Origin of the sequence: Brachybacterium sp. P6-10-X1, assembly GCF_001969445.1 — a bacterium.
Classification (GTDB): Bacteria; Actinomycetota; Actinomycetes; order Actinomycetales; family Dermabacteraceae; genus Brachybacterium.
This window is the reverse complement of record NZ_CP017297.1, coordinates 1263522-1289740: the sequence shown is the minus strand read 5'-3', so window position 1 is coordinate 1289740 and position 26219 is coordinate 1263522. Positions and strand designations below refer to the sequence as shown.

19 protein-coding genes and 1 tRNA gene are annotated in these 26219 nt (G+C 71.3%); 7 read left to right on the top strand and 13 right to left on the bottom strand.

The features are described 5' to 3' along the window. Nucleotides 1-25: 25 nt before the first annotated feature. Complete coding sequence (locus tag BH708_RS05860) at nt 26-4936, bottom strand: DEAD/DEAH box helicase (protein ID WP_253705487.1); 4911 nt, start codon at nt 4934-4936, stop codon at nt 26-28. A gap of 182 nt (nt 4937-5118) precedes the next feature. On the opposite strand from BH708_RS05860, the gene BH708_RS05855 reads away from it, so the two are divergent. Both BH708_RS05855 and BH708_RS05850 read left to right on the top strand, forming a co-directional pair. Continuing rightward, nucleotides 5119-5748 carry a superoxide dismutase gene (locus tag BH708_RS05855; protein ID WP_076807342.1) on the top strand — a complete coding sequence of 210 codons (630 nt, stop codon included), beginning with the start codon at nt 5119-5121 and terminating at the stop codon, nt 5746-5748. Nucleotides 5749-6043: 295 nt separating this feature from the next. Continuing rightward, nucleotides 6044-6532, top strand: coding sequence for a single-stranded DNA-binding protein (locus BH708_RS05850; protein WP_076807341.1), 489 nt, complete (start codon nt 6044-6046; stop codon nt 6530-6532). A 4-nt stretch (nt 6533-6536) separates the two neighbouring features. Here BH708_RS05850 and BH708_RS05845 read toward each other — a convergent pair whose 3' ends face one another. Further along, nucleotides 6537-7103 carry a PPA1309 family protein gene (locus BH708_RS05845; protein ID WP_076807339.1) on the bottom strand — a complete coding sequence of 189 codons (567 nt, stop codon included), beginning with the start codon at nt 7101-7103 and terminating at the stop codon, nt 6537-6539. Nucleotides 7104-7256: 153 nt separating this feature from the next. On the opposite strand from BH708_RS05845, the gene BH708_RS05840 reads away from it, so the two are divergent. From BH708_RS05840 to BH708_RS05830, 3 genes are all read left to right on the top strand, one after another. After that, nucleotides 7257-10367: a UPF0182 family protein gene (locus BH708_RS05840; RefSeq protein ID WP_076807337.1), complete on the top strand. Its 3111-nt coding sequence runs from the start codon at nt 7257-7259 to the stop codon at nt 10365-10367. 207 nt (nt 10368-10574) lie between these two features. After that, nucleotides 10575-10648 (top strand) — tRNA-Met (locus tag BH708_RS05835). 435 nt (nt 10649-11083) lie between these two features. Beyond that, nucleotides 11084-11737 (top strand): GDSL-type esterase/lipase family protein, encoded by a 654-nt coding sequence (locus BH708_RS05830; protein WP_076807336.1) that lies wholly within the window; start codon nt 11084-11086, stop codon nt 11735-11737. Nucleotides 11738-11771: 34 nt separating this feature from the next. Here the strand turns inward: BH708_RS05830 and BH708_RS05825 are convergent, their stop codons facing one another. The 6 genes from BH708_RS05825 to BH708_RS05800 all read right to left on the bottom strand — a co-directional run bounded on the left by BH708_RS05825 (nt 11772) and on the right by BH708_RS05800 (nt 17736). After that, nucleotides 11772-12509, bottom strand: coding sequence for a C2 family cysteine protease (locus BH708_RS05825; protein ID WP_076807334.1), 738 nt, complete (start codon nt 12507-12509; stop codon nt 11772-11774). 34 nt (nt 12510-12543) lie between these two features. Further along, on the bottom strand, nt 12544-13764 hold the full coding sequence (locus BH708_RS05820) for a pyrophosphate--fructose-6-phosphate 1-phosphotransferase (protein ID WP_076807332.1): 1221 nt from the start codon (nt 13762-13764) through the stop codon (nt 12544-12546). Nucleotides 13765-13897: 133 nt separating this feature from the next. Beyond that, complete coding sequence (locus tag BH708_RS05815) at nt 13898-14692, bottom strand: inositol monophosphatase family protein (protein ID WP_076807330.1); 795 nt, start codon at nt 14690-14692, stop codon at nt 13898-13900. A 54-nt stretch (nt 14693-14746) separates the two neighbouring features. Next, nucleotides 14747-15838, bottom strand: a complete 1092-nt coding sequence (locus tag BH708_RS05810; protein WP_076807328.1) for a ribosome small subunit-dependent GTPase A — start codon at nt 15836-15838, stop codon at nt 14747-14749. Then, complete coding sequence (aroA, locus tag BH708_RS05805; protein ID WP_076807327.1) at nt 15835-17163, bottom strand: 3-phosphoshikimate 1-carboxyvinyltransferase; 1329 nt, start codon at nt 17161-17163, stop codon at nt 15835-15837. Before aroA ends, BH708_RS05810 begins: the two co-directional genes overlap by 4 nt. 6 nt (nt 17164-17169) lie before the next feature. After that, entirely contained in the window at nt 17170-17736 is a 567-nt protein-coding gene (locus BH708_RS05800) for a DoxX family membrane protein (RefSeq protein ID WP_076807325.1), read from the bottom strand. A 284-nt stretch (nt 17737-18020) separates the two neighbouring features. On the opposite strand from BH708_RS05800, the gene BH708_RS05795 reads away from it, so the two are divergent. Both BH708_RS05795 and rsrA read left to right on the top strand, forming a co-directional pair. Then, a complete protein-coding gene (locus tag BH708_RS05795) occupies nt 18021-18725 on the top strand; it encodes a sigma-70 family RNA polymerase sigma factor (protein ID WP_076807324.1) in 705 nt (234 codons plus the stop codon). Beyond that, complete coding sequence (gene rsrA, locus BH708_RS05790; RefSeq protein WP_076807322.1) at nt 18722-19042, top strand: mycothiol system anti-sigma-R factor; 321 nt, start codon at nt 18722-18724, stop codon at nt 19040-19042. The genes BH708_RS05795 and rsrA overlap by 4 nt, the downstream gene beginning before the upstream one ends. A gap of 105 nt (nt 19043-19147) precedes the next feature. Here rsrA and BH708_RS20600 read toward each other — a convergent pair whose 3' ends face one another. The 5 genes from BH708_RS20600 to BH708_RS05770 form a co-directional block, all read right to left on the bottom strand. Then, a complete protein-coding gene (locus BH708_RS20600) occupies nt 19148-19222 on the bottom strand; it encodes a 50S ribosomal protein bL37 (protein WP_371330008.1) in 75 nt (24 codons plus the stop codon). Nucleotides 19223-19349: 127 nt separating this feature from the next. Then, the gene (locus tag BH708_RS05785; protein ID WP_076807320.1) at nt 19350-19994 is read right to left on the bottom strand and encodes a GDSL-type esterase/lipase family protein; all 645 of its coding nucleotides are present in this window, start codon (nt 19992-19994) and stop codon (nt 19350-19352) included. Nucleotides 19995-20076: 82 nt separating this feature from the next. Then, nucleotides 20077-23970: a multifunctional oxoglutarate decarboxylase/oxoglutarate dehydrogenase thiamine pyrophosphate-binding subunit/dihydrolipoyllysine-residue succinyltransferase subunit gene (locus tag BH708_RS05780; RefSeq protein ID WP_076807319.1), complete on the bottom strand. Its 3894-nt coding sequence runs from the start codon at nt 23968-23970 to the stop codon at nt 20077-20079. 123 nt (nt 23971-24093) lie between these two features. After that, the gene (locus tag BH708_RS05775) at nt 24094-25206 is read right to left on the bottom strand and encodes a cell wall metabolism sensor histidine kinase WalK (RefSeq protein ID WP_253705486.1); all 1113 of its coding nucleotides are present in this window, start codon (nt 25204-25206) and stop codon (nt 24094-24096) included. Next, the gene (locus BH708_RS05770; protein WP_076810861.1) at nt 25203-26030 is read right to left on the bottom strand and encodes a response regulator transcription factor; all 828 of its coding nucleotides are present in this window, start codon (nt 26028-26030) and stop codon (nt 25203-25205) included. Before BH708_RS05770 ends, BH708_RS05775 begins: the two co-directional genes overlap by 4 nt. Between the last annotated feature and the right edge of the window lie 189 nt (nt 26031-26219).

The following is a 26219-nucleotide window of genomic DNA, read 5'->3' as shown; positions in this document are numbered from 1 at the left end:
GGTCGCCCGCACCGCCACCGGGACCTCAGCGCCCGTGGAAGCGCAGGCTCCGCGGAGAACGGGTGAACCCTGCCCGCTGCAGCGCCTGGACGGCCCGTCGCATCGACGAGGGCTGCTTCGCCTCGGCGGTCGTCAGGGCGAGGCCGTCGACCCGCTCGAGGGAGATCCGGCCGAGCCGTCCTGCGGAGGCGGTCGCGGCCAGGGCGAAGGCGACCTCGTCCTCGGCCTCCGCCGGCGACCACCACAGCAGCGACTTCCCGCCGGCATCGAGGTAGGCGGCGGCCCGGCCATCGGCCACGACGACGTGGGCCCCTGCTCGGCGCTGCGGTCTGCTGCCGCTGCCCGGGTCCGGCCATGACAGGACCGAGCCGAAGGGCGAGGCGGGATCGATCGCCGAGAGCACGACGGTCCTCTCCTGCGAGGGCGCGGCCCGGACGCGGTCGACGGCAGCGGTCTGGGCGAACTGAGCGGCCCCGAGGCCCTCGACGAAGTAGCCGCGTCGCACCGCGCCGGAGTCCTCGAGGTCGGCGAGCTCCCGGAACACCGAGGACCAGCCCCCGGGGACGCCCTCGCTCGCGACGGCGCCGCGGGTGAGCAGCCCGTGACGGTCCACGAGCAGGGCGACGCGTGCTGCACGACGGGCCGACGGGTCCACCGCGGGCACCCGTACCGCGCTCCACCTGCCCAGCGCCGCCGGACCGGTCAGCGACGCGAGCGCGGAGTCCTCGGTCTCCGCGCGCAGAAGGGAGGCCGACAGGCGTGCCGCACCGCGGCGGCCGCGCCGCGACGCCGATCCACCACGCCGACGAGGGGTGGAGGCGGGACGCGCAGCAGGGGAGCGCCCCGGCAGGGCGGCAAGAGAATCCGGCGACGCGAGGCCGGCCAGGGCCAGCTGCTGGAGGGCGTCGGCGACCTGAGCGAGGGAGAGCGATTCCTCTCCGCGGCGTCGTCGCACGGCGGAGGCCAGGTCCTGCAACCGCACCGGGCCCACCGCATCCTCGAGCGCCTCGAGCACGTGGCGGGCCAGAGAATCCTCGGCGAAGACCGCTCGGGCACCGTCGACCTCCTCCCGGTCGAGGCCGAGAGCCACGGCGTCGGCCAGGTGCAGGCGGACCAGCGGCTCCGTGGACCCGCTGCCGCGGGCCGTCACCAGGACCTCGCCGCGGCCGAGCGCGTCCTCCAGCAGACGCGGCGCCGACGGGCCCAGGCGCACCGGCAGCAGATCATCACGCCACACATCCAGCGGCGCCTCGATCCCGGTGAGCTGGTCGATGACATCGGCCAGCGCCTCGCCCGCGTCCTCGGCGCTCGCGCCGTCGCGATGCTCGGCTGCACCGTGCCCGTCGGCCGGTCCGCGTTCGTCGACCGGCCCTTGCCCGCCGGCCGGTCCGCGTTCGTCGACCGGCCCTTGCCCGCCGACCGTCCCGCCGATCCCGTGCCAGTCCAGGGTGAAGGCGGTGAACGCCTCCGGCGTCACCGGCGCGATGTCCTGCCGGGCGGCGGCCAGCGAGACGCGGCGGATGCGCCGCAGGATCCCGGCATCGACCCATTCCTCGCTCTCCCGCCCCGGCAGGAAGGCACCCTTGGCCAGCACCCGGCGGGCCGAGAGCCCCGCGAGGGCGGCGTGCGCCGTCGCCGGCGGCAGCGGCAGGTCCTCGATCAGCTCCTCGACGGTGAAGGGGCCGCGGCCGCGGGCCCAGCGGGCCACCACCTGCTCTGCGGCATCCGGTACCTGCCCCAGGACCGCCGGGTCCAGCGATGCCTCGGCCCCGCGGGGCAGCACCTGCTCGCCGGCGGCGTCGCGCCACATCCCCACCTCCTCGACCAGCGCGAGATGGTCCTCCACGTGCCAGCGCAGCGGCAGCACGCGGCCGGCGGTCGTGAGCTGGGCGATGGCCGTCCGCGCGGCGTGGGGATCCGTCGTCCCGTCGGCCGGGTCGAAGCGGGCCAGCACCTGGGCGGGAGTCAACGGCCCCAGGCGACGCAGCGCGTCGGCGAGATCCTCGCCGTCGCGGATCGCCCGCTCGGGACTCAGCAGCTGCGCATCCGCGCTCACCTGTGCGATCGCCGCGGGCATCAGCAGCTCGCGCAGCGAGACGGTGCCCAGCAGCTCGGCGAGCACCGACTGGTCCAGGGTCAGCGCCGCAGTGCGCCGCTCGGCCAGCGGGGCGTCGGCATCGTAGATGAACTGCCCCTCGTAGCCGAACATGACCGCGCGGGCGATGGGGCTGGGCTGGTCGACGTCGACCTCGACGACCTCGACGCGCCCGCTCTCCAGCTCGGACAGCAGGCGGGTCAGGGCCGGGAGGTCGTACTCGTCCAGCAGGCACTCCCGGGCCGCTTCGAGCATCATGGGGAAGTCCGCGTGGTCCCGGGCGGCGTCGAGCAGGGTCGCGGACCGTTGGCGCTGCTGCCACAGCGGCGCCCGAGAGGTGGGCACGCGCCGCGGCAGCAGCAGGGCACGGGCCGAGCATTCCCGGAAGCGCGCCGCGAACAGGGCGGAGGAGCCCACCAGATGCTGGACGGTCTGCTCGATGACCTCGGAGGAGAACAGCACCAGCTGGGCCGTCGGGGCCGCAGAGCCCTGCGGCAGGCGCAGCACGATCCCGTCGTCGGAGGCGACGACCTGGACCTGAGAGGTGCCCGCCTCCCGCAGCCGGTCGCTGATCGCCAGCGCCCACGGGGCCGTCACCCGCCGGCCCAACGGGCAGTGCACCACGATGCGCCAGTCCCCGAGGTCGTCGACGAAGCGCTCGAGCACCAGGCGGGAGCCGCCGGGCACCACCCCGGCGGACTGCAGCTGCCGATCCAGCAGCAGGTGCACCTGCGCGCGGGCGTCCTCGTCCAGGCCGAGCTCGACCAGATCCTGCTCGCGCTCGGAAGCGTCCTGGCCGGCGAGCTGATCGAGGTAGGCGCCGATGGCCCGGCCGAGCGTCGCCGGGCGCATCGCCCCGTCGCCGTGCCAGAAGGGGATCCGCCCGGAGAATCCGGGCGCGGGGGAGACCGTCACCCGTTCGTGGGTGATCTCCTCGATCCGCCAGCTGGAGGTGCCCAGCGTGATCACGTCCCCGCGCCGGGACTCGTAGACCATCTCCTCGTCGAGCTCGCCGACCCGCCGGGCCTGCTCCGCCCCGGCGGCCAGGAACACCGGGAACAGACCGCGGTCCGGGATGGTGCCGGCGTTGGTGACCACCAGGCGCTGCACACCGGGCCGCGCGCTGAGCACCCCGCGGGAGCGGTCGTGGACCAGCCGCGGGCGCAGCTCGGAGAACGCCGTGGAGGGATAGCGGCCGCTGAGCATGTCCAGCACGGCGTCGAAGGAGCTGCGCGGCAGCTCGGCATAGGGGGCGGCCGAACGCACCACCTCCAGCCAGTCCGCGACGTCGAGGTCGTCGAGCGCCGCGGCCGACAGCGTGTGCTGGGCCAGCACGTCCAGCGCGTTGCGCGGCACCTCGAGCGGTTCGAGACGGCCCGCCCGCGCCTCGCGCACCATCAGAGCGCTGTGGACGACATCCAGCGGGTGCAGCGGATGGAGCCGCCCTCGCGAGACGTCCCCGACCCCGTGCCCGGCCCGACCCGCCCGCTGCAGCAGCGAGGCGACGGTGAAGGGGGAGGAGACCTGTACGACGGCGTCGACCGCGCCCATGTCGATCCCCAGCTCGAGGGTCGACGTCGCGACCACGCAGCGCAGCACCCCGGCCTTGAGCAGGTCCTCGGTCTGTCGCCTGGCTTCCTTGGACATCGAGCCGTGATGCACCCGGGCGACCTCCGCGGGCCCGCCGTCGTCCGCGGCGCCCTCGACCGCCTCGCCGCTCGGGGCTGCCTCGACCGCCTCGTCGGCTCTCGGGCCGACGTCGCTCTCGCTCTCTGGGCTCGGGACGACGTCGCGTCGCGGTCCACGCCGACGGTGCAGCGCGTTCAGCCGGTCGGTCAGGCGCTCCGCCTGGCGGCGCGAGTTCGTGAAGACGAGGGTCGAGCGATGTGCCTCGACCTCGGCCAGCACGGCCCGCTCGACGTGCGGCCACAGCGTGCCCTCGACGTCCTCGTCGTCGATCGCGTCGGACGGGGGGACGACGTCGTCCATGTCCGGCACCGGCACCGTCACCCCGAGATCCCACTGCTTCGTCCCGGCCGGGGCGACCACCCGGGCCGCGCCCCCGGTGGGGGAGAGGAACCGCGCGACCTCCTCGGGTGGTTCCACCGTCGCCGACAGTCCCAGCCGCTGCGGTCGGCGCCTCGGCGGGCTCGTACCCGCTCCGGTGATCAGCGCGTCCAGCCGGGCCAGCGACAGGGCCAGGTGCACGCCCCGCTTGCTGCCCGCGACGGCGTGGACCTCGTCGATGATCACCGTTTCGACGTCGACCAAGGATTCCCGCGCGGCCGACGTCAGCATCAGGAACAGGGACTCGGGAGTGGTGATCAGGATGTCCGGCGGGTGGGAGACCAGCCGCCGGCGCTCCGCGGGCGAGGTGTCCCCGGAGCGCACGCCCACCCGCACCGGCGCCGCCTGATCGCCCCGCGCCGCGGCGTGGTCGGGAATCCCCACCAGAGGCCGACGCAGGTTCCGTTCGACGTCGACCCCGAGGGCCTTCATGGGGGAGATGTACAGGACCCGCGTGCGCTCGCCGGGCCGCTGCCCCGGGCGCGCTCCCTCCGGGGCGTCGGGAGCGGAGGAACCGGCGGCCGCGGGGGAGCCCGGGAAGCCCGCGGAGTCCCGAGAGCCGGGGGAGAACATCAGATCATCCAGAGCCCGCAGGAACGCCGCGAGGGTCTTGCCCGAGCCCGTCGGAGCGATCACCAGGGCGTCCTCGCCCTCGGACACCGCCTCCCACGCCCCGAGCTGGACCGGCGTGGGGAAGCCCAGCGCGCTCGAGAACCAGTCCCGGGTCGCCGGGTGCAGGCTCGTGGGCAGCGCAGCAGCGGAAGATGTGCTCACCGGGCCATCATCCCGCGAGCAGGGCATGCGCGGGGCGGATCGGCCAGGATGCGCCCGCGCCGGAGCCGACGGCAGGGAGGATGCGCCCGTGCCAGGACCGGCGAAAGGTGGAAGGATGGAGGCGTTGCGCTCCGCCGACGGAGCGCGCGAGCACGACCGACCGTCTATCGAAAGGGACTGCCATGGCGGACTACACGCTTCCGGATCTCGACTACGACTACGGGGCGCTGGATCCCTCGATCTCGGGCAGGATCATGGAGCTGCATCACTCCAAGCACCATGCGACCTATGTCAAGGGTGCGAACACGGCGTTGGAGAAGCTGGCGGCGGCTCGGGAGTCGGAGGACTTCGGGGCGATCAATCAGTTCTCGAAGGATCTGGCGTTCAACCTTGGTGGGCACACGAATCACTCGATCTTCTGGAAGAACCTCTCGCCGGAGGGTGGCGACAAGCCCACCGGTGAGCTGGCGGCCGCGATCGATGAGTTCTTCGGGTCCTTCGACGCGTTCCGTGCTCATTTCACGGCGGCGGCGCTGGGGATCCAGGGGTCGGGCTGGGCGATCCTGGCCTATGAGCCGGTCGGTGGGAACCTGGTGATCGAGCAGTTCTATGATCAGCAGAACGGTGTGCCGGTGGCGACGATCCCGTTGTTCCAGCTGGACATGTGGGAGCACGCGTTCTACCTGGACTACCAGAACGTGAAGGCGGATTACGTCAAGGCGATCTGGAACATCGTGAACTGGGCCGATGTCCAGAAGCGGTTCGAGAACGCCCGCACCGTCGGCGCCTCGCTGGTGGCCCCTCAGGCCTGAAACGCACCCCAGGTCGTGGCCGGCTCGTCCCGGCCTCGACCGTCGCAGCGGCCGGTCCCCGCCCCGGGGACCGGCCGCTCGTCGCGTTCAGGGACCGGCTGTTCGGTGCGGCCAGGGACCTTCTGTTCGGTGCGGTCAGGGGGCGGACCGAGTCACCGATGGACCTTCCTCCCCACAGCCCGCTCGTCCACAATCCCGGCCCCGTCCTGGCCCCGGGACCGACGCCCGGGGACGGTGGGGATCCTCGGCACGGCGCCGAGGCCGGAAGCCCCGGCACCTCAGGAAGGACACCGCCATGCGGGACATCCACACGACCTTGATGGGCAACGCCACTGCGGACCCCACGCCGCGACAGCACGATGACGGCACCGTCTCCGCGAGCGTGCGAGTCGCGGTCACCTCGCGCTACTACGACTCCTCCACCAGCGGATTCGCCGACCGCAAGACCGAGTTCATCACGGTCTTCACCCGGAAGGCCCTGGCCCGCAACCTGCTGACCTCGGTGAAGAAGGGGAACCCGCTGGTGGTCACGGGACGGCTCGGCCTCTCGGAGTGGGTCGCCGACGACGGCACCTCGCGCCACTCGCTGACCCTGCAGGCGGAGGCGCTCGGCCATGACCTCACCTTCGGGGCCGCGTCCTTCGCCCGCCCCCTGAAGGCCGAGGACGTCCCCGAGCACGATCCGCAGTCGGGGGTGATTCTCTCCCGGAACGAGGAGGAGGTCACAGCGTCGCCGCTGACGGACGAGCAGAGCGAGGACGACGAGTTCGCCCCGGCGTTCTGACGGGTCAGTCCGCGGCCTGCAGCGTCTGCAGGAGGGCCGCAGATATGTCGGGCAGCAGCGCGGCGCCGAGGACGTACCCGTGCCCGGCACCGCGGTGCACCGCCGACCAGGTGGTGCCGTCCGCGAGGGCGGCGACGACCACACGCAGGGGGCGACCCTCCGGCAGTCCCTGAGCCTCCGGCGGCGCTGCGCCCTCGTCCTCGGCGCGCACGCTCCACGAGGACGGGGCCAGATCACAGGCGATCGCCCCGCCGGTGGCCAGGTCCGGCCACTGCACGCTCTGCAGCGCGGCCAGCGGATCGCCTCCATCGGCCGAGCCGCCGACCCCGGACCCGTCGTCCAGATCGATCGGAGTCAGGTGCAGGGCATCCGGCTCCTGGTCCCCGGAGGCGTCGGCGCCGAGCAGGGCGGCCAGCGACGGCGAGGTGGCCATCAGCGCGGCGCTGCGGGCCAGGGCGAACAATCGCGGAGCGCCGAGCTGCTCGCCCTCGAGGTGCCGGGCCACCTCGAGCACGGCGGCGGCGAGCGCGGCGGTCGGGGCGTCGAGCGGGTCCGTTTCGGGAGTCGTCATCGGATCGAGAGGTCCCTTACAGGTTGACCTGACAGAATGGAGGGGCCGCAGTGCTGGGCACTGCGGCACCACACTGTACCCGGAGACCGGAAAGACCCCTGCGAGGCCGCAGGAACCGCCGCGTCTTCGACATCGAGGCACCCGAGGTTATCCGTGAGTTTCTCCGCCCCCCTCGGCGACACACCCCGGCCGCGCCCGCGACCGGCCCCTGATTCCAGCTCATCGACGCCCAGGAGGCTCTCACCGCTGGCCATCGCGGCGATCGTCGTCGCGGCACTGGTCATCCTGTTGGTCGTGGCCTCCGAGGTGTGGACGAAGTACCTGTGGATGGACCAGCTCGAGTTCACCGACGTGCTCGTCGTCCGCTGGGTCACGCAGGCGGTCCTGTTCGTCCTCGGGTTCCTCCTGTTCGCGATCCCGCTGTTCTTCAGCCTGCGCATCGCGTACACCAAGCGCCCCATCTACCCGCCGGTCACCCGTGAGCAGGAGGCCCTCGAGCAGTTCCGCTCGGCGGTGGACCCGCTGCGCCGAGGGCTGACCATCGCTGCCCCGCTGATCATCGGTGCCTTCGGCGGCCTGGCAGCCTCCCGCAGCTGGCAGGACGTCCAGCTGTTCATGCACCCGCAGAGCTTCGGGGAGACCGATCCGGTCTTCGGCAACGACGTCGGGTTCTACGTGTTCACCCTGCCGGTGATCGATCTGTTCGTCTCCTTCGGCCAGTTCGTCCTGTTGGTGGCGATCGTCGGCGCCCTCATCGGCCACTTCATCTACGGGGGAGTCGCCTGGGGCCAGGAGAGCGGCCTCGAGGTCACCCGCTCGGCCCGCCGCCACCTGGGAGTGCTGGCCGCGATCTACGTGCTGGTGCTGGGCGCCGGCCACTGGTTCCAGCGCTACGACATGCTGGTCAATCAGCACGACCGCTTCCACGGCGCCTCCTACACGGACGTCCACGCGATCCTCCCCGCCCAGACGATCCTCGCGATCTCCGCGATCGTCGTGGCCGCCCTGTTCGTGCTGTGGATCTTCCGCTCCGACTGGCGCATCCCCGCCATCGGCGCCGGTCTGATGATCCTGTCGACCCTGGCGGTGGGCAACCTCTACCCGTGGGCGATCCAGCAGTTCCAGGTCCAGCCCAACGAGCGCACGCTCGAGCAGCCGTACATCCAGCGCAATATCGACGCCACCCGCGCCGCCTTCAACATCGATGATGTCGAGGAGGTCTCCTACACGGCGACCACCGACGCCGAGCCCGGAGCGCTGCGCGAGGATGCCTCGACCACCGCGCAGATCCGGCTGATGGACCCCAACATCATCTCGCCCACCTTCGAGCAGCGCGAGGCGAACCGTCGGTACTGGGGCTTCGAGGACGTGCTCAGCGTCGATCGCTACGAGATCGAGGGCGAGCTGCAGGACACCGTCATCGGCGTGCGTGAGCTGCGCCCGGACAAGTTCGACCTGTCCTCCCGCTCCTGGGTCGACCAGCACATCATCTACACCCACGGCTACGGCACCGCCGCCGCCTACGGCAACCGCCGCAACGCGGACGGGGAGCCGAGCTTCCTGCAGTCCGGCGTCCCCGGCGAGGGGGCCTTCGGGGAGTACCAGGAGCGGGTGTACTTCGGGCGCCACTCCCCGGACTACTCGATCGTCGGCGCTCCCGAGGGCCACGACCCCGAGGAGTTCGACTACCAGTCCGGCACCGACGGCGAGAACGCGGGGGAGCAGGTCAACAACACCTTCCAAGGAGACGGCGGGCCGGCGGTCGGGGGCTTCCTCAACCAGCTGCTGTACTCGATCAAGTTCCGCGATCCGAACATCCTGATCTCCGACTACCTCAACGAGGAGTCGCAGATCCTCTACGACCGTGCCCCGCAGGACCGGGTGAAGGAGGTCGCTCCGTTCTTGTCGCTGGACTCCCAGATGTATCCGGCGGTCGTCGACGACGAACTGGTGTGGGTGGTCGACGGGTACACCACGACCGATCAGTACCCGTACTCGCGGACGGTCGACCTCGACAGCACGATCAACGATTCGCAGACCGACCCCGCGGATTCCGCGCAGAACCGCGAACGCACCGCGAACTACATGCGCAACGGGGTCAAGGCCACCGTCAACGCTTTCGACGGTTCCGTGACGCTGTACTCCTGGGACACGGAGGATCCGATCCTGAAGGCCTGGGAGGAGGTGTTCCCGGACGCTCTGCAGCCCGCGGACGAGATCAGTGGCGAACTGATGAGCCACCTGCGCTATCCCGCGGACTACTTCAAGGTCCAGCGCGAGCTGCTCGGCACATACCACGTCAAGCAGGCGGACGACTTCTTCGGCGCCCAGGACTTCTGGCAGATCCCGCCGGATCCTACCCAGCCGGCACCGGAGAACCCCGACGGCACCACCGGTGAGCAGGCGGCGCAGCCGCCGATGTACCTCACGATGCAGATGCCGGGCACGGAGACCCCGCGCTTCACCCTCTCCTCGAGCTACATCCCGGCCCAGGGGCAGAACGTGCTCACCGGCTACCTGGCCGTCGACTCCGAGACCGGGGACACCGCGGGCAACCCGGCCGACAGCTACGGCGACATGAAGCTCCTGGTGCTGCCCCCGACCAACCCGGTCAACGGCCCGGGCCAGGTGCAGGCGACCTTCAACTCGGAACCGAACGTCTCCCAGGCGCTGAACCTGCTGCAATCGGGCAACTCCGAGGTCATCAACGGCAACCTGCTCACGCTGCCCGTCGGCGGCGGTCTGCTCTACGTCCAGCCGGTGTACCTGCAGTCCTCCGCCTCCGGCGGCGGTACGCAGTACCCGCTGCTGCAGATGGTGCTGGTCTCCTTCGGCGACAAGATCGGCTTCGCGCCGACGCTCGACGAGGCCCTCGACCTGGTCTTCGGCGGTGACTCCGGAGCCAGCGCCGGTGACGCATCCGTCTCCGACCCCGACGGCGCCTCCGGTGCGGTCGACGCGGAGACCGGCGAGGGCACGGTCGATTCTCCCGAGGGCGAGGAGGACACCTCCGGCGGTGACGAGTCCGCCGATCAGGGGACGCCTGCCGGTGAGTCCGGCTCCGCCCAGGAGCGGCTCGATGCTGCGCTCGCGGACATGGACGCCGCGGTGGCCGATTCCGAGGAGGCCATGGCGGCCGGGGACTGGGCCGCGTACGGCGAGGCGCAGGACCGGATCGCCGACGCCCTGAACCGCGCGGTCGCCGCCAACCAGGAGCTCGGCGGGACCGGCACGCCGGCGCCGTCCGACGGAGGAGGGGGCTGATCCCCGAGGCACCCTGAGGCCCCTCCAGCACGCCCGATCGTCCCGGTCACCGACCGCGGAGGGTCGGGCGTGCTGCCGTTCCGGTCTCGCAAGGCGCGCTCTTGGCACGTCGCCCCAGGTGAATGGCATGTGAACGTGGCGTGGCGCACGTTCGGGCCCCCTCGGTTGGACGAGGCCGGGGCGGAGCCGTAAAGTAGTGCATGTCGCCGCGGGGTGGAGCAGTTCGGTAGCTCGCCGGGCTCATAACCCGGAGGTCGTAGGTTCAAATCCTGCCCCCGCTACGAGATAGGACCCCTGATCAGCAGGAATGCTGATCAGGGGTCCCTTTTTCTGCTCTGTCGGAGATGACCGGCGTGAGCAGCAGGTGCCAGGGCTGCGGCGACATCGGGACAGCCCCGTGAGGGCCGAGAACGCGTCGGCGGAGGACATCGCCACCGCGTTCCTGCACCGGGAGGCGGCGACATGGCTCGCCGCCGCTCCTCGGACGCGGCAGGGGAGGATGCGTGCTCAGTTCTCGATCCTGGTCGCCCACGCCGCAGACCACGGCAGGCTCGACATGTCCTCGGACGGGCGCGCCGTCGCGGGCCGCACATGTGGCCGATGTGGCGACGGCGCGGGCCGGCGAGGACAGCGGGGAGCGTGCCTCGGCTCGATGAGGACGCGGAGAGCGCCGACGTCGCCGCATCCGTGCCTCCGTGCTCTGGCAGGATTGCCGTATGACGACGCCCGCCCTCCCCGCGCCCCGCACGCTGCTGTTCATCGGCGACTCCATCACCGACTGCTCGCGCACCGAGGACCCCGACGGTCTGGGCTACGGCTACGTGCGTCTGCTCGCGGAGCACTTCGCCGCCCACGAGCCCACCGCCCGGGTCGTCAACCGGGGGGTCAGCGGGAACAAGGTCGCGGATCTCGGCGCCCGCTTCACGCCGGACTGCCTCGAGCACGACCCGCAGGTGGTGACGATCTACGTCGGGGTCAACGACGCCTGGCACCGCTTCACGCAGGGCGAGGACCAGCGGGTGAGCCCGCAGGCCTTCGAGGAGGGGTACCGCTTCCTGCTCGACCAGCTCTCCGCCACCAGACCGGCCGCCCCGGTGCTCATGGTGCTCCCGTTCGCCGTCGACGTCAGCGAGGAGATCGCCCGCCTCCACGAGGACCTCGACGAGAAGGTCCGCATCATCCGGGGCCTCGCCCGGGAGTTCCAGCATCCGGTGGTCGATCTCGAGGAGGTGCTCCAGCGGTCCTGGACCGTGGGGCACACTCCGCCGTCGATCGCCGGGGACGGCGTGCACCCGACCATCGCCGGGCACCGCCTGATCGCCGACGAGTGGCTGGCGACCTTCGCCGGGGTGGACCGGAACGGTCGCTGAGGCACCGCGGCAGCCTGCGGCACCGACCGCGGCGTCAGCGCAGGGGCGGAGTCACGTCCACGGACAGGAACCCGCGATGGAACGTGCGCGCGTCGACCACCAGCACCCGTCCGGGCCGGGTGGGATCGCGCAGCTGCACATGCCCGCTGACCGCGTCTGCACCGACCACCGCGTAGACATGGGACCGGGGCAACGGGCCGTGCGCGGTGGGCAGCCGACTGCTGAGCGGGTGCGTGGAGGCCGTGATCGCCCGGCCCTCCCGGCGCCAGGTGACGATCTGCGCGGCGGAGGGGAGCCGCAGCAGGGTGCGCACGCGCAGTCCCAGCAGCAGCTCGAGGCCGAAGCGGGCGACGCCGCGCTGCAGGAAGCCGTAGCCGCCGGCGACATGGGCGGCGATCGCCTTCTCGAGCACCCCGACCCATCCGGGATTCGCCCCGTCCCGGCGAGCTCCCACGGAGGAGCCGGAGCCGGACACGGGCATCTGCCGGTCCACCCGGATCGGCTCGTCCACGGCGGGCAGGCGCACCGTGACGGTGCCGTCGTCCTCGGCCGTCACGAGGCCCGGGAGATGCCGGGGAGCGGTTTCATGGATGGCGAGCATCGGGGCGACCAGCCAGCAGTCCCCGACCTGGCCCTGCCGAGGCCGTAGCGGACGCGGCGGCGCCAAGGGCCCGGTGTCCAGCCGCCACCCGGCCGCGGCGGGCCCGGGGGAGGACAGCACGCGCAGCGAGCGGCGCCAGGTCCGCACCCGGGGCCGACGTGCGGTGGTCATCGGCAGGGCGGGTCGCGGGGCGGACGGCGATTGATCAGTGGGCCTCGGCGGGCACGATCTTCTGGCCGGTGCGGTCCATGACCTCGTGGAACCAGGGCTGGGAGACGTCGAAGGCCTTGTGACCGGCGATGCGCTCGAACTCGATGGCGCGCAGCACGTCGGCATGGCCCTCGTCGTGCCCGATGACGCCCGAGCCGCCCTCGAGGGCGACCTGCACGGCGAGGTCGGTCATCGACTTGATCAGGCGCAGGTCCTGGGCATTGGCCTTCGCGGAGCGCGCGAAGTAGCCGGACTTCTGGACCATGGACTTCTCGGCGCCGAGCTTGGCGGAGAACTGGTCGGCGAACCACTTGCCGGGGTTGATCGTGTCGATCTTGACGTGACCGAAGGGGTCCTTCTCCGGCTCCTCGCCGCGGGCCTGCATCTCGGCGACGATCTCCGGGATGCCGGCGCCCTCGGACAGGAAGATGTTCACGCAGCCCACCTCGTCCATGACCGTCTTCAGCCGCTCGGCCTCCGCGTCGATGTCCAGGGCCAGCTCCGGCAGGAACACGGCGTGGACGTCCCAGCGCTCCGGGGTGTGGCCGATCCCGGGCAGCCATTCCTGCTGGGCGTGCCACTGCTGGTAGTACTCGGCCGCCTGCGCGGTGAGGTAGCCGCAGGCGCGCCCCATGATCTCGTGGATGATCAGCATGCGCGGGTTCGAACCGTGCTCGGCGATGATGTTCTGCGCGAAGATGCTGGTCTGCTCCGCCGCGCTCTGCGCCCCGAGGGACTGGCGGATCGGCACGATGTCGTTGTCGATCGTCTTCGGCAGGCCGACGACCTGCAGGTCGTAGTCGTTCTCGTGGACGTACTCCGCCAGATCCGCCGCCGTGGTGTTGGTGTCGTCCCCGCCGATGGTGTGCAGGACGTCGACACCATCGGCGATGAGCTTGTCGGCGGCGACCTGGAGGGCGTTCTGGCCCTCGGCGATCAGGCCGCGCTGGACCAGGTCCGCCGTGTTGGTCAGCTTCACCCGCGAGTTGCCGATGGGGGAGCCGCCGTAGTCGTGCAGCACCCCGGCCTTGGCGCGCACCTCGTCGTCGACGACGATCTTCTCGCCCGAGAGCAGGCCCCAGTAGCCGTGCTTGTACGCGATGATCTCGACATCGGGCACCAGCTCGGTGTACCGCTCGATGAGTCCGCCGACGGCGGAGGACAGGCAGGGGGCATAGCCGCCCGCAGTGAGCAGGGCGACGCGCTTGACGGTCATGAGGAGGCGATTTCCTTCACAGGTCGGGGATTGCGATGCCTCGAGTCTACCGATCTGGAGGCACGACCTGATCCAGGGTCCGCGGCGCCCGGCCCCGACGGCGTGCGCCGCCCCGCGCGTTCGGTGGCGTCGTTCAGAACTCCCGCGGGGCGAGCGCCTCGAGGATCTCCTCGTGCAGATGCCCGTTGGTGGCCACCGCGCTGCCGCCGAAGGGTCCGTCCTCGCCGCCCAGGGAAGTGAAGCGGCCCCCGGCCTCGGTGACGATGGGGACCAGCGCGACCATGTCGTGCAGCGCCAGCTCGGGCTCGCAGGCCGCGTCCACGGCCCCCTCGGCCACCAGCATGTAGGACCAGAAGTCGCCGTATGCCCGGGTGCGCCAGAAGCGCTGCATGAGGTTCAGCATCTGGGGGAGGCGGTCGTGATCCGCCCAGCCGTGCAGGGAGGAGTAGGACAGGGAGGCCTGATCCAGTTCCTGGACCTGGGAGACCGCGAGACGGGAGGCGCTGTTGATGCGGGAGCCCGTCCACGAGCCGACGCCCTCGCCGCCCCACCAGCGCCGCGAGAGCGAAGGGGCCGAGACCAGGCCGACGACGGGACGGCCGTCCTCGATCAGACCGATGAGAGTGCCCCACACCGGCACGCCGCGGACGAAGTTGCTGGTGCCGTCGATCGGGTCGATCACCCACTGGCGGGGGGAGGCGCCGGTGGACCCGAACTCCTCGCCGATCACCTGGTCCCGCGAGCGGGACCGGGCCAGCTGCGAGCGCACGAGCTGCTCGGCGGCCGTGTCGGCGTCGGTGACCTCGGTGAGATCGGGTTTGGTGGAGACCTCGAGGTCCTGCGCCTTGAAGCGGGACATGGTCAGCTGGTCCACGGCATCGGCGAGCACATGGGCCAAGCGCAGATCATCGGCATAACGACTGGACATGGGCCCACCCTAGAGTGATCCGGCGACGTGGACGGGCAGCGACGCGGGCCCCGCTCACAGCTCCCAGGGATCGTTCCGTCGCAGCGTGACGGCGAGGCGACGGTAGGACGCCAGGCGCACGGGGCCCGCGCTGCCGGCGTCCCCAGCGTCCACGAGGTCGTCCAGGGCGCAGTCCGGGGCGGTCTCCAGATGGGTGCAGCCCCGCGGGCAGGACTCGGCCAGGGCGGCGAGGTCCGTGAAGGCCTCCAGCAGCTCCTCGGGGTCGACGTGGCCCAGGCCGAAGGACCGCACCCCGGGGGTGTCGATGACCCAGCCGTCGTCCTGCGGCAACTGCATCGCCAGGGCCGAGGAGGAGGTGTGCCGGCCGCGGCCGGTGACGTCGTTGACCACGCCGGTGGCGCGGTCCGTACCCGGCACCAGGGCGTTCAGCAGCGTGGACTTGCCCACGCCGGAGTGCCCCACCAGGACGCTGACGTGTCCCGCCAGGCGTCGCCGCAGCTCCTCGAGCCCTCGGATCCCCGTGCCTGCGCCACCGCTGTCGGCCACGCCCCCGCCGCGCTCCGCCGCAGTGCCGCCCTCCACGGCGGTGACGACGTGCTCGAGACCCAGCGGGGCATAGGTGCGCAGGAATTCCTCGGGGGAGCGGAGATCGGCCTTGGTCAGCACCAACAGGGTGTCGACACCGGCGACGTAGGCGGCCACGAGGCAGCGGTCGATCATGCCGCCGCGCGGTTCCGGGTCCGCGACCGCCGTGACCATCACCATCAGGTCGACGTTGGCCACGAGCGGACGTTCGGTGGCGTCGTCGTCATCGGCGCTGCGGCGCAGGAACGAGCTGCGCTCGCGGATCCGCACGATGCGTGCGAGCGAGCCGTCGCGCCCGGAGGTGTCACCCACCAGCCCCACCAGGTCGCCGGGGACGACGGGGGAGCGCCCCAGCTCCCGGGCGCGCATCGCGATGACCGTGCGCTCCTCGTCCGTGCCGGCGTCGACCACGGTGTGCCAGCGCCCGCGATCGACCGAGACCACGCGCGCGGTGATGGCGTCCTCGTGGCGGGGGCGGTCCTTGGTCCGCGGCCGGGACCCGCGACGGCTGGGCCGGACGCGGACGTCGGACTCGTCGTAGTCGCGGGCGGACCGTCTCACGCCTGGCCGCCCTCCGGTGGTTCGGTGTGCAGCATCGACAGCCACATCCCCACGAAATCCGGCAAGGTCTTCTGCGTGGTGGCGATGTTGACCACGCGCAGATCCGGCACCCGCAGCCCGATCACTGCCGCGGCCGTGGCCAGGCGGTGGTCCTCGTAGGTCTCGAACACCCCGCCGAGCAGCGGGCCGGGATGGATCTCCAGGCCGTCCTCGTGCTCCAGGGTGCGGGCCCCGACCTTGGTCAGCTCCGTGGCGAGCGCCTTCAGCCGGTCGGTCTCGTGTCCGCGCAGATGTCCCACACCGCGCAGGCGGGAGGGGGAATCGGCCAGCGTCGCGAGCGCCGCGATCGTGGGAGTCAGCTCACCGACGGCCGAGAGGTCGGCGTCGATCCCGTGCAGCTCGCCGGTCCCGCGCACGCACAGCGTGCCCTCCTCGCGCCAGACCTCGCCGCCCATGCGGCTCAGCAGCTCCCGATAGGCGTCCCCCGGCTGGGTGGTCTCCTCGGGCCAGTCGTCCACGGCGATGGTGCCGCCGGTGGCCATCGCGGCGGCCAGGAAGGGTCCCGCATTGGACAGATCCGGTTCGATGACCATGGCCACCGCGGAGATCGGTCCGCGGGGCACGGTCCAGCTGTGGTGGCCGTCGGCGTCGACATGATGCGCGCCGTCGATGCCCACCTGCCGCAGCGTCGCCAACGTCATGTCGATGTGCGGCAGCGAGGGCAGGACCGTGCCGGTGTGCACGAGCTCGAGGTCGGTATCGCCGCGGGCGGCCACCAGCAGCGCGTTGGAGACGAACTGGCTGGAGGCGGAGGCGTCGACCTCGACCCGGCCGCCCCGGAGGTGTCCCGTCCCGTGCACGGTCAGCGGGAGATGGCCCGCCTCCCCGTGCTCGGTGACCTCCACGCCCTGGTTGCGCAGCACCTCGATGACCGGTCCCATGGGGCGGACGAGAGCGGCCTCGTCGCCGGTGAAGCGCACGTCACCGTGATGCAGGGCCGCGAGCAACGGCACGAAGCGCATCACGGTGCCGGCCAGGCCGGTGTGGATCTCGACCGGCTCCGACGGGTGCTCCGTCGGAGGGGGGAGGGGCGTGACGTGCAACGAGTCCTCGCGCACCTCCAAGGTGGCGCCGAGGCGCTCGAGCGCGTCCCGCATCAGCCGCGTGTCGCGGGAGACCAGCGCTCCTCGGAGCTCGGAGGGCTCGTCCGCGGCGGCGGCCAGGAGCATCCACCGAGCGGTCAGGGATTTCGACCCCGGGATCCGCACCAGGGCGTCGACGGGCCCGTCGGCGACCGGCGCGGTCCACAGCACCTCGGAGACCACCGGGCGTCAACCTGCCTTCGCGGCGAGCTGCTTCTGCGCGGTGCCGACGGCGCCCTTGGCCTTCTTCTCGACCTTGTCGGCCTTCTTCTCCAGCTCGCGCTGCTTGGCGGCGGCCTTCTTCTGGCTGCGCTCGACGAACTGGTTCACCTGGTAGCCGAGCGAGGGCTTGCCGTCGTGATCGACCACGGCCAGCAGCAATCCGCCGAGCAGCCCGGCGTCGGTGAGGATGGCCAGGATCTCCTGGGTGCGCTCCTCGCCGCGCAGCTCCCAGACCTTCTTGCGGCCCGCCCAGCCGACGGACGTGGTCGCCAACAGGGCGACCGCCGCGGCCCGGGGGCACCGGTTCGCCGCGTAGAGCACGCCGACGCCGGCGGCGACGACCCCCGAGGCGCGGACGATGGTGCGCGCGTCGAGGAACCCGGGCGCGGAGGACTTCGCGAGGTTGGAATCGGCCGCCTCGAACGCCTGGGGGTAGACATCGATCTCGCGCTCGGGGCGCAGAGCGGTGCGCACGCCTTCGACGACGAAGGGGGCGGCGAGCAGGGGACGGGCGATGCGTCGGACCAGGGCCATGGTGTCCTCACGTTCTGAACGGGTGCGAATCTGCGGTGCTGCCGTCTGCAGCAGATCACCGGCGTCCAGACTACCGCGCAGGGAACAACGAGACCGCCCTGGACGTTGCACGGGACGGATCCGGTCCCGGTCGGCCCGCCGTGAACGATCGCGGACGGTGCCGTCGGCGGGGGCGGACCGACAGATCGGTTCAGAGAGTTTCGGAGAGCACGGACGGAGGACGGATGACCACAGCGACGCTCGCGCGCCCCGTCGGCGGCGTGCCTGGCGTAGGTTGGAGCGCGATGACGCAGACAGATTCCGCCCCGAGCCCCGATGCGGGCCTCCCGGACCAGGGCAGCCCCGGTGCCGAGGACTTCGACTTCGAGACCGAGGCCCTGTCCCACCTGGACTCCCTCTACGGCGGCGCGCTCCGCATGACCCGCAATCCGCATGATGCGGAGGACCTGGTCCAGGAGACCTTCATGAAGGCCTTCCGGGCCCGGGGCCGCTTCACGCCCGGCACGAACATGCGCGCCTGGCTGTACCGGATCATGACCAATGCCTTCATCACCACGTACCGCAAGAAGCAGCGTCGGCCCAAGGAGGCCTGGACCGACACGGTCGAGGACTGGCAGCTGGCGGAGGTCGGCTCGCACACCAGCAGCGGCCTGCGCTCGGCGGAGACCGAGGCGCTGGACCATCTGCCGGACTCCGCGGTCAAGGACGCGCTGGGCGAGCTGCGCGAGGACTACCGGATGGCGGTGTACCTCGCGGACGTGGAGGGCTTCGCCTACAAGGAGATCGCGGAGATCATGGACACCCCTATCGGCACCGTGATGTCCCGCCTGCACCGAGGGCGCCGCCAGCTGCGCGAGATGCTCTCCGACTACGCCTACCGCAGCGGCTTCCTGCGCGCGGATCCCGCGGCCACCGCCGCCGAGGGCTCCGACGCCGCCGATGACGCCCCGCATGAGACCCGATCGACGGACCGGGAGGAGGAACGATGAGCCAGGAACAGACCCCCGAGCGCGATCCGCGCTACGGCCTCGAGGAGGCGCTCGACGGCGAGCTGCCGCCGGAGACCGTGGAGCGGATGCAGCGACACACCGCGGACTGCCCGGAATGCGCCGAGGAGTGGGAGCGGGTGCGCCGCATCAAGGAACTGGTGCGCCGCAGCTGCGCCGACCAGGCCCCGTCGGGCCTGCGCGAGCGCATCGCGGTGCAGTACCGCAGCGTCTCCGTCACCCGCACCACCGACGCCGACGGATCCACCAGCGTGCGCATCTCCTCCCGCAGCACGCGGCGGGAGATCCCGGGCGCCTGAGGGCCCCGGGAGCCGGCACCTCGCCGCCACAGGGTCCGGACATGGCTGAGGGCCCCTCCCGCGCGGGAGGGGCCCTCAGTCATGTCGCCGCCGGCGACGTCACGGTCAGCTGTTGGGGCGCTTGCCGTGATTCGCGTTGTTCTTGCGACGCGCCTTGCGCTTGCGTCCTCGCTTGCTCATCGCGATCTCCTTCCTTCGCCCGGATGACCAGATGATTGTGCCACAGGCGGAGTCCACGATCCCGCCGCCCGGGTCTCCCGTGACCTGCTGAGGTGGAGGTCACGCCGTCCACGGGGCGGCGCCGGGCTCAGGACGAGGTGCCCAGCCAGCTGCCGAAGCCGCCGTGCAGCACCAGCCAGGCCATCAGGCCGTAGCCGGTCTGGCCCGGGTGATCGCCGGGGGAGCGGGACAGGTCGGACTCCCACTGCTCGTGGCCGATCAGCCCGTCGACGGTGTCGACATAGGGGATCCGCCGACGGGAGCAGACGTCCTCGAACGCTCCGGACAGCTCCCGGACGGCCGGGGTGAGCTCCGGGTCCCGGCTCGGCGGGGGCCCGACGACGAAGGCCGGGATGCGCTGCCGCTCCAGACCGTCGAGCACCTTGGCGAGGTTGAGGCGGGAGCGGGCCAGGGAGTTCCCGGCGGCGACGTCGGCCCGACCCATGGCCAGCACCACCCGGTGGTCGACGCTGCCGTCGGCCTGGGCGGTGCGATCCATACGGCTCTCCACCTCCGCGTCCCAGCGCTCGGCGAGCGAGGCGGACGTCTCCCCGGGCAGGGCCGAGGGGAAGAGGTCGACCCGGCTGGCCGCCCCCTGCTCGCTGGCGACGGCTCGTCCGAGCCATCCCAGCGCCCGAGCATCACCGATCCCGGCGAGGAGCTCGTCGCCGAGCGCGATGATCCGGATCCGGGGTGCCGGATCCGAAGCGGACGTGGTGGACGCAGGCTGCACCGGGACCTCCTGGGCGGGGACGGGGACGTCAACTGTAGCGGCGGGGGGGGGCCGGGGCGAACCCGCGGCCCTCCTCGGCCGATCAGGACTCGAAGGCGCGGGTGAGCAGGTCCTCCTGCTCGGCCTTGTGGGTGGCGTTCGAACCGGTCGCCGGGGAGGCCGACGCCGGACGGGCCACGACCTTCAGCGTGCGCCCGACCTCGACCGCGAAGTTCAGGGCCATGAAGCCCCAGGCTCCCTGGTTCTGCGGCTCCTCCTGGACCCAGGTGAGGGTGGCGTCCGGGTAGGACTCCAGCGCTGCCGTGAGCTCGGCGGTGGGCAGCGGGTACAGCTGCTCCAGACGCAGGATGGCGACGTGCTCGGCCTCGAGCTCCTTGCGGCGGGCGAGCAGGTCCCAATAGACCTTGCCGGAGGCCAGCACCACGCTCGTGACCTTCGCGGGGTCCACGGTGGTATCCGTGATGACCGGCTCGAAGGTGCCCTCGGTGAAGTCCTCGACCGGGCTGACCGCAGCCTTGTTGCGCAGCATCGACTTCGGGGTGAAGACGATCAGCGGCTTCTTCGGCTCGGTCAGCGCCTGCTTGCGCAGCAGATGGAAGTAGCTGGCCGGGGTGGACGGCGCCGCCACCCGCATGTTCTCTTCCGCGCACAGCTGCAGGAAGCGTTCGATGCGGGCGGAGGAGTGGTCCGGCCCCTGGCCCTCGTACCCATGGGGGAGCAGGAGCACCACGGAGGAGTTCTGGCCCCACTTCTGCTCGGAGGCGGAGATGAACTCGTCGATGATGGTCTGCGCGCCGTTGACGAAGTCGCCGAACTGCGCCTCCCACAGCACCAGCGACTCGGGGTTCTCCACCGAGTAGCCGTACTCGAAGCCCAGCGCCGCGAACTCCGAGAGCGAGGAGTCGTAGACGTTGAATCGCGCCTGGTCCTCGGACAGGTACGACAGCGGGGTCCAGGTGTCGCCGTTCTCGTGGTCGATCAGCACGCTGTGACGTTGCACGAAGGTGCCGCGCCGCGTGTCCTGGCCGGAAAGACGCACGCGGCGGCCTTCCATCAGCAGCGACCCGAAGGCCAGCAGCTCGCCGTAGGCCCAGTCCACCTTGCCCTCGGTCGACATCTGCTGGCGCCGCTTGAGGACGCCGGCGAGCTTCGGGTGGACCGTGAAGGAGCTCGGGACCGCGCCGTGCGCCTCGCCGATGCGCTCGAGCACCCCGGCGCCGACGGCGGTGTCCGTCCCGGCACGACGATCGGCCGGCGGGCGCTGCGAGGCCGGCAGCTCGAGACCCTGCACGCTCGCGTCCGGGTCCGCGTCGGAGGCGTCGGTGCGGGTGGCGGCGAAGGCCTCGTCCAGGTGCTCCTGGAAGTTGCGCACCAGCGCCTCGGCCTCGTCCTCGGTGAGGTCGCCGCGCTGGATGAGCGTCTCCATGTACTGCTTGCGGGTGCTGGGCAGGTTCTCGATCAGCCGGTACATCTGCGGCTGCGTCATCCACGGATCGTCGCCCTCGTTGTGGCCGCGGCGGCGGTAGCACTGCATGTCGATCACCACGTCGCGGTGGAACTTCTGACGGTAGCGGAAGGCGATCTCGGCTACCCGCACGCAGGCCTCGGGGTCGTCCCCGTTGACGTGGAAGATCGGCAGCTGCGTCGACTTGGCGACGTCGGTCGAGTAGAACGACGAGCGCGAGGAGTCCGGCAGGGTGGTGAAGCCGATCTGGTTGTTGATGACCACGTGGACGGTGCCGCCGGTGCGGTAGCCGCGCAGCTCCGAGAGGTTCAGCGTCTCGGTGACCACGCCCTGGCCCGCGAACGCCGCGTCGCCGTGGACGAGCACCGGCAGCACCGGGAACTCCTCGGGGCGCTCGAGACGGTCCTGCTTGGCGCGGGTGATGCCTTCGAGGACGGGATTGACCGCCTCCAGGTGCGAGGGGTTCGCGGCGAGGTAGACCCTGGTGGACTCCCCGTCGTGAGAGGTGAACTGCCCCTCGGTGCCCAGGTGGTACTTCACGTCGCCGGAGCCGAGGTTGGACCCGTAGTTGCCCTCGAACTCCTGGAAGATCTGGGCGTAGCTCTTGCCCGCCAGGTTCGAGAGCACGTTCAGCCGGCCGCGGTGGGACATGGCGATGCAGACCTCGTCGACCCCGTCGTGCGCGGCGCCGTGGAGCACCGTGTCGAGCATCGGGATGACCGACTCGCCGCCCTCGAGGGAGAAGCGCTTCTGGCCCACGAACTTGGTCTGCAGGAACGTCTCGAACGCCTCGGCGGCGTTGAGCCGATCCATGATGTGGGTGTGCTCGGCCTTGTCGAAGGGCCGACGCGGGGTCTCCATCTGATCCTGGAGCCAGGCGCGCTCCTCGGGATCGGAGATGTGCATGTACTCCACACCGATGGTGCGGCAGTAGGCGTCGCGCAGCACCCCGAGGATGTCGCGCAGCGTCATCTCGTCCTTGCCGCCCAGACCGCGGGTGGGGAAGATGCGGTCGAGGTCCCACAGCGTCAGGCCGTAGGTCTCGACGTCGAGGTCGGGATGGGTGCGCACTCGGTACTGCAGCGGATCGGTGTCCGCCATCAGGTGCCCGCGCACGCGGTAGGAATGGATGAGGTCCATCACCCGGGCGAGGCGCTCGGACTTGGAATCCTTGAAGGGGTTGTCCGGCACCCAGCGGATCGGCTGGTACGGCAGCCGCAGTGCGGCGAAGACGCGGTCGTAGAAGCCGTCCTTGCCCAGGAGCTTGTCACCGATCGCCTTGAGGAACTCGCCCGAGGCGGCACCCTGGATGATCCGGTGGTCATAGGTCGAGGTCAGCGTCATGACCTTCGAGACGGCCAGGTCCGCGAGCGTCGCGGGGCTGGCCCCCTGGAACTGTGCGGGGTAGTCCATGGCGCCGACGCCGACGATGGTGCCCTGTCCCTGCATCAGGCGCGGGATGGAGTGGACCGTCCCGATGCCGCCGGGGTTGGTCAGCGACACGGTGGTGCCGGAGAAGTCGTCCATCGTCAGCTTGCCGTTGCGGGCCTTCTTGACGACCTCCTCGTAGGCGCGCCAGAAACCGAGGAAGTCGAAGCGCTGGGCGCCCTTGATGCTGGGCACCACCAGGCCCCGCGAGCCGTCGGGCCGCGGCATGTCGATGGCGAGGCCGAAGTTGATGTCCTCGCGCTTCAGCAGGAGCGGCTTGCCCTTCTCATCGACGTCGAAGCCGTTGTTCATATCGGTGACCTCACCGATCGCCTCGATCATCGCCCAGCCGATCAGGTGGGTGAAGGAGACCTTGCCGGCGCGATTGCGCTTGAGGTGGTTGTTGATGACGACGCGGTTGTCGAACAGCAGCTTCACGGGCACATCGCGCACCGAGGTGGCGGTGGGAACGTGCAGCGACTCGTCCATGTTCCGCACCACGGCCGCCGCCGGACCGCGGAGCTTGACGGGCTCCGGCTCGCTGAGCTCGACCGCCGGGATCTGCGAGGTGATCGTGGGGATCTTGGCCGGTCGGTCCGAGGTGGTCGACACGGAGGGCTTGGTCGATTCGGCCTTCGTGGACTCGTCGTTCACAGGAGCGGATTCCTTCGTGCGCTGAGAGGATGCCGCGGGAGAGGCGGCCTGAGGAGTGGACGCCGCGGAGGGGGCGGTGTTCTTCGAGGAGGGACCCGCGGTGCTCTTCGGGGCGGGGTCCGCCTCCTTCGGGGCGGGGTCCGCGGCGCCGGAGGCCGGGGCCGCAGACTCGCCCTGGTCGTGGGAGCGCTGCTCAGAGGCCTTCTGCGGGGGATCCTCCGACTGCTCCGACGACGTCGGGGAGGCGCCCTGCGCGGGCTCCTGGGCAGCGGGAGCCGCGGGCGTCACCTCGGCGTGGGAGGAGAAGTACTCCGCCCAGCTGGGGTCGACGCTCGAGGGTTCCTCAAGCCACTGCTCGCGGAGAGCGTCCACGAGCCATTGGTTGGGGCCGAACTCCGAGGTCCCGGAGCCCTGTGTCTGCTGTGACACTCTGAGATCGCCAGCCTTCTCACGGTCGAGTGGTACGGATGACCTCAGCCTAACGGAGCGGACCGGCGAGAACGCGGCGGACGGCGACTGCGACAGTGATTGTCGGCACGGTGGTGCGGGACATCACGTCGAGGTCGCGGCGTCCGGCAGGACGACCCGGATCAGTGAGGAGCGGCCCTCGCGCGCCAGTTCGGAGCGCGGGTCGTCGAGCACTTCGATGGTCCCGCCGTGCAGGCCCACCGCCCAGCGGGCGATCGCCAGCCCCAGGCCGGTTCCCCCGGAGCTGTCCGCGTAGCCCCCGCGCTGGAAGCGCTCGAACACGCGGGAGCGATCTTCACGGGCGATGCCCGGCCCCTCGTCGTGCACGTCGATCCATACTCCGTCGCCGTGGGCGGTGCGAGCGGCGCGGACGTGGATCCGCCCCCCGGCCGGCGAATGCCGGGCGGCGTTCTCCAGCAGGTTGTGGATCACCTGATGGATCCGCGCCGCGTCGGCGGTGACCGCAAGGTCGGCAGGATCGACGTCGACGATCCACCGCACGTCGCGCCCCCCGGCGGCGAGAGTCGCCGCGTCGACCACCTCGTGGAGGAACGGGGTCATCTCGATGACCTCGAGGTCGAGCTCGACCACGCCCGCGTCCAGCCGGGACAGATCCAGCAGATGGTTCACCAGCAGGGAGAGGCGCTCGGTCTCCGCCAGAGCCACCTCCAGCGCCGCCGGGTCCGGATCCGTCACCCCGTCGACCAGGTTCTCCAGTTGCGCCCGCAGTCCCGCGACGGGGGTGCGCAGCTCGTGGGAGACGTTCGCGACCAAATCCCGACGCATCTCGTCGGTCTGCTCGAGCTCAGAGGCCATGGTGGAGAAGGCGGCGGCCAGCTGGCCGACCTCGTCGCGGCTGGTGGCCCGGATCCGCTGGGTGTAGTCCCCGCGGGCCATGGCTTGGGCGGCTCCGGTCATCTCCCGCAGCGGCGAGGTCATCCCGCGCGCCAGCAGCTGGGTGAAGACCAGGGCGATCACCACCACCAGCGGGATCGCCAGCCACGGCTGCACCCCTGCCCTGATGCTCACCTGGGTCAGGAGCGCGGCGACCGAGACCACGACGCCGACCAGGATCCCGAGCTTGACCTTGAAGGAGCGGAAGCTGTCCAGGGGACGCACGTCCAGGCGGTCGGGGACGCGACGGCGGGCGGTGTGCGGGGCCGGCGGCAGCTCCGGGGTCGGGGGCGGTGAGCTCACGAGTCGGTGGTGGGCTGATTCGGCGTGGGCATCGACGAGATGTCCACCGGGGCGTCCCGACCCTCCTGGTCGTCCGGGCCGGTCTCGCCCGTCGAGGCGTCCTCGTCGGGGATCTCCAGGGCGTACCCGACTCCGTGGACGGTGCGCACGAGGTCCGCCCCGAGCTTGCGGCGCAGCGCCTTGACGTGGGAGTCGACCGTGCGGGTGCCGGTGGCGTCGATCCAGTCCCAGACGTCCGCGAGCAGCTGCTCGCGGGTCAGCACGGTGCCGGGAGCGTTCGCCAGGCACAGCAGCAGGTCGAACTCGGTCGGCGTCAGATGGGCGGGCACCCCGGCCCGCATCACGCGTCGGCCGGCCCGGTCGATCACCAGGTCCCCGAACTCCATCGCGACGTTCTGCTCGGTCTCGGTGGCGGCGGGTGGCCCGGCCCGGCGCACACGCCGCAGCAGCGCCTTGAGGCGGGCGGCGAGCTCGCGCATGGAGAAGGGCTTGGTCATATAGTCGTCCGCGCCGACGCCCAGGCCGACCAGCATGTCCGTCTCGTCGTCGCGCGCGGTGAGCATGAGGACGGGCACCGGCTCGTCGGCCTGGATCCGGCGGCACACCTCGAGCCCGTCGAAGCCGGGCAGCATGACGTCGAGGACGACGACGTCCGGACGCACCTCGGCGACGGTGCGCACGCCCGAAGGTCCGTCGAGGGCGGTGGTGACCTCCCAGCCCTCTGCGGTGAGCCGGTCGGCGATGGCGCGGGTGATCGTCGGCTCGTCCTCGATCACCACCACGCGCACGGGCGGGGCTGAAGCTGCCTGGTCCGGGGTCGACATGGCGCCACTGTAGACCGCAGCGCCTGCATCCCCGGTGATCATCGCGGCGGAGATCGCTGGACGTCCCCGGTGGGCGGCGGGCTCGAGCGCCCGCGAGAGCCCACGGGCGACGTGCCCGGCGGGCGTGCCCGAGACGTGACCGCGACCCCATCGGACCTGCGCGCACGTGGTCCGGCGCACTCGCAGCGG

Bases quoted from the DNA above. Each gene is read 5' to 3' on its own strand.
- BH708_RS05795 (WP_076807324.1), top strand. From the start codon at position 18,021: ATGACGCAGACAGATTCCGCCCCGAGCCCCGATGCGGGCCTCCCGGAC.
- BH708_RS05820 (WP_076807332.1), bottom strand. From the start codon at position 13,764: ATGACCGTCAAGCGCGTCGCCCTGCTCACTGCGGGCGGCTATGCCCCC.
- rsrA (WP_076807322.1), top strand. From the start codon at position 18,722: ATGAGCCAGGAACAGACCCCCGAGCGCGATCCGCGCTACGGCCTCGAG.
- BH708_RS05825 (WP_076807334.1), bottom strand. From the start codon at position 12,509: ATGACCACCGCACGTCGGCCCCGGGTGCGGACCTGGCGCCGCTCGCTG.
- BH708_RS05850 (WP_076807341.1), top strand. From the start codon at position 6,044: ATGCGGGACATCCACACGACCTTGATGGGCAACGCCACTGCGGACCCC.
- BH708_RS05830 (WP_076807336.1), top strand. From the start codon at position 11,084: ATGACGACGCCCGCCCTCCCCGCGCCCCGCACGCTGCTGTTCATCGGC.
- BH708_RS05815 (WP_076807330.1), bottom strand. From the start codon at position 14,692: ATGTCCAGTCGTTATGCCGATGATCTGCGCTTGGCCCATGTGCTCGCC.
- BH708_RS05770 (WP_076810861.1), bottom strand. From the start codon at position 26,030: ATGTCGACCCCGGACCAGGCAGCTTCAGCCCCGCCCGTGCGCGTGGTG.
- BH708_RS05800 (WP_076807325.1), bottom strand. From the start codon at position 17,736: ATGGCCCTGGTCCGACGCATCGCCCGTCCCCTGCTCGCCGCCCCCTTC.
- BH708_RS05845 (WP_076807339.1), bottom strand. From the start codon at position 7,103: ATGACGACTCCCGAAACGGACCCGCTCGACGCCCCGACCGCCGCGCTC.
- BH708_RS05855 (WP_076807342.1), top strand. From the start codon at position 5,119: ATGGCGGACTACACGCTTCCGGATCTCGACTACGACTACGGGGCGCTG.